We start from the raw sequence: 3,332 nt of genomic DNA, 5'->3' as shown, positions 1-3,332 counted from the left end.
ACTGCTGTTTCTGTCTCTGGAACTGCTGGGGGAAGCTCCTCTGCTCCTGATAGTGTTTTTACACTTAGTTTGTGGAAGAGGTTTTGAAAAATGCTAGAAATAAAAAATCAGTCGCTTACCTCTCATTCAAACTTTAATAAGATAAATTCTAATGTGAATGCAAATTTGTCTAAGGAGGATTTTCAAACCCTCTTTTTGGCACAAAACAAAAATGCAGAAACGAAAAATAATTCTTTAAAGAATGAGGATTTAGCAAATCTTGCTTTTTTAAAAATGAATGATTTTCAGACATTAGCACCAAACAACAATAAAGCAACACTTTTTGGATATAGTGTTGATGAAAATGGGTTTATGGGGGCAGATTTTAATAAAAAAGCAGGATTGCCTAGTGATTTTAAGATACATAAAGAAACACTAGAAAAAATGCACAAAACTTATGTAACCCCTAATACAATGTCTATGCCAAGTGGAGAGAGCGCAAACTTCACGCTTCAAAATGGCGTATATTATGCGGGTGCGATGCCACTTGCTAATGGACAGAGTTATTTTAATAAACTTGATATTGCAAGTGTTTTTAAATGGGCTTACACTCAATTAGAACCGCTCATTAAAGATTCTACAAAAAATACTTATAATTTGGGAGAATTACAGGAACATTTTCCTGCTGGAATTGCGTATGATAGCGGGGAGATGACTAAAATTTATCAAAATCAGGAGGAGTTAGAATCTGCAATGCACGAAAAGGATATATTATTTAACTTGGGATTAAGCAATGGGGCTAAAAATTTATTTTTTGTTTTTGAAAAGGACGGCAGCATTAATGAATCTGACCTTTATATGTGTGATGAATCCTTTAGCATTAAACAATACATTAATGAAAACAACATTTCCAAAGAGGGATTGCTCGTAGCTTTTATGGCGCAACAAGGAGCAGTGTTTAAAGCGCAATCGTCCGAAACAATAAAGAGCGAATATCAAAAAGTATTGGAAAATTTTGAGAAGTTTTATTATGGTGGCGATAGTGTAAGCAACTATAATGCCATAAAAGCAGGAGCTTTAAGTATTGATGATTTCATAGAATCTAGTCTTGAATGCAATTTATGGCTTTATTACTATTTTATGCAAGGTAACAAAGAACCCCATTTGCTGCATAACAAAATGAATTTGCAGGGATATTTAGAATGGGATTCCTATACTCCTAAACAAGAACAACGCTACCAAGCCCTAAACAACCAAGATTTTATGGATTATCTTAAAACAACTATTAAGGCTATGGTAGGATAAGGTTATTTTGTGTAAGCATAAGTCTTTGTAAATTTGCTAATGGAATCTTTTGGGTAATTCTACATTATGGATTGCTTCGTCTCTCACTATGTTTGTTTCTCGCAATGACAGCAAAGGCGTTTGCAATAACGAGGGGCGGAATCGCAATGACAAATCTTAAGTCTTTCTGCCCTCTTTAGATTCCTTAAGCAGTGTTTGCATTATGGAATCTGTGGAATCGGATTTAGTAAAGGTATTTTGCAGGATTCCATAGGCGATAGAGGCTTGTTTGTTTTTAAACTCTTGATTTTGCTTTTCTAGTTTATCTCTTTGCTCTAAGACTTCAAAGAAAGTTTGCGAGGAATCAAGGTTGGAGGCGAGGGAAAGTAAAATATTCTCTTGCGGTGAATAAGAAATTTTCAAGGAATAAGAACCTTGAAAAATTGTAGGATTATCCCCCTCCCAAGAAATAGTATAACCTCCTATATTAAGAGAATCTGTAAGCCTTCCGCTCTTATCGTATGTATAGCTCGTGATAATGCTAAGGGCGTTTTCAATGGATTCTTGTTGAGACTTTGGAATATCCAAACAAGCAAACAAACAATTAAATTGCTCTATCATACTATAGGCTACACCCTCAACATTGCCAATATAATTTGATAGATTTGCTTTTAAATCTTTGGCATCAGAGGCGCGATTGAGAGAACTAATTGAGTTTAATAATGCCTGTTTGCTTGTTTGTATATTTTCCTCGTCCATTTTTAAAAATACTTTCATTCTTATCACACCATCAATTAGGTAATTATTGGGATTTTTTTCTAAATTTGGCTCTTGTTTATAAAGTTCAATTAAAATATTGTCTAGTTGTTCATTAAGAGAATCCCTTGCTTTTTGGTATTCATTTTCTGTTGGTATATATTGATTTGCGGCTTGTTTTAAAATTTTAGAGCGAAAGGAATCTGTTTTGTGTAGAATTTCAGAAAACGCAATATCTGGAAATTCATCTAATGCGAGATGATATGTGTAAATCCCGCTATTATATCGGCTATTTAAGGCTTCCCTTGCTTCCTCATTGCTGATTGTAGCAGATTGTAAATTCACATCTTTTTTATTATCTTTAATTTGGCTATTCTTATTGCCGTATAAGATTGCATTGTGATAATTAGGCAAAGAAGTATTTAGGTCAAACATGCTTATCCTTTGAATAAAACCTATTAAAGGATAAGCAAAAGGCGTTCCATTATCTATATTTGAGATTAAAATTTGCTCCCATAGAACGATAACTTGTCTTATCTTGCCTAATAAAACTTTCCGCCTGATTATAAAGTCTTTTATTGTTTTCTGTGAGAAGGTGATTAGCATAATAGCTATCCGCACTTCTTGTATAGACAGGATTGTATTGACTTACCCCAATAATTTCTATGCTAACTTTATTTGTTAGAAAATTAAAAGTTGCAGAAACTGCTGGAATATATTCTCCAGAGCCTGTATCCACATTGAGCGGCAATAGCTCATTTGCTCTTTCTGGGATTAATTTATAGTAGGCAGTATAAGATATTTTTGTGCCTGAATTATTTGTAACCCCATAACTATTAAGAATCGTTTTGGGGGAAATCGTTGCCCCACCCACAACCTGCTTCATCTCCTCATCATTTAAGACTTTCACACCTGCGCTTTGTTCGTTAAACTCTCCATTGGTTGCAAGTGCGATGAAATCTACTTCAGCAAAGAGTGTGCTTGAGATTCCAAAGATTAATAAGAATCCTAAAATTAATTTTTTCATTATTTCTCCTTTTTTAAAAGTTTGAGATTTCATTATAAATTACAGAATCTAAAATGAAGTATAAAATATTTTTAACTTTCTTTAATTTAGTTAAACTTGTTACGCAAGGAAACAAGTTTGTTTAGACACCGCGTCCTCACAAAAACTTATCATAACTTTTGCTTTACTATTTGCTAAATTCTTTGCAAAACTTTAGATAATTTGCGATTCTTTATATCCAATATGGAACACTTCTTGCTAATCCTTTGTATAACTTATTATAAAGGATTATAATGCTTAAAAAGAT

3 protein-coding genes are annotated in these 3,332 nt (G+C 33.3%); 1 reads left to right on the top strand and 2 read right to left on the bottom strand.

The genetic code is table 11. The features are described from left to right. Positions 1-90: 90 nt before the first annotated feature. Positions 91-1,284, top strand: a complete 1,194-nt coding sequence (locus BS85_RS0109805) for a Cj0814 family flagellar-dependent secreted protein (protein WP_026944626.1) — start codon at positions 91-93, stop codon at positions 1,282-1,284. A 156-nt stretch (positions 1,285-1,440) separates the two neighbouring features. Here BS85_RS0109805 and BS85_RS0109800 read toward each other — a convergent pair whose 3' ends face one another. Both BS85_RS0109800 and BS85_RS10980 read right to left on the bottom strand, forming a co-directional pair. Continuing rightward, a complete protein-coding gene (locus tag BS85_RS0109800; RefSeq protein ID WP_026944625.1) occupies positions 1,441-2,454 on the bottom strand; it encodes a hypothetical protein in 1,014 nt (337 codons plus the stop codon). 49 nt (positions 2,455-2,503) lie between these two features. Continuing rightward, a complete protein-coding gene (locus BS85_RS10980; protein ID WP_051604786.1) occupies positions 2,504-3,046 on the bottom strand; it encodes a bacteriocin in 543 nt (180 codons plus the stop codon). Between the last annotated feature and the right edge of the window lie 286 nt (positions 3,047-3,332).

It is taken from the genome of Helicobacter rodentium ATCC 700285, from assembly GCF_000687535.1.
In the GTDB taxonomy this organism is placed as follows: domain Bacteria; phylum Campylobacterota; class Campylobacteria; order Campylobacterales; family Helicobacteraceae; genus Helicobacter_D; species Helicobacter_D rodentium.
Note: the sequence above shows the minus strand (reverse complement) of the source record. Positions and strands in the feature narration are given on the sequence as shown.

Coding starts and splice junctions, on each gene's coding strand:
- BS85_RS0109805 (WP_026944626.1), top strand. CDS start 91: ATGCTAGAAATAAAAAATCAGTCGCTTACCTCTCATTCAAACTTTAAT.
- BS85_RS0109800 (WP_026944625.1), bottom strand. CDS start 2,454: ATGTTTGACCTAAATACTTCTTTGCCTAATTATCACAATGCAATCTTA.
- BS85_RS10980 (WP_051604786.1), bottom strand. CDS start 3,046: ATGAAAAAATTAATTTTAGGATTCTTATTAATCTTTGGAATCTCAAGC.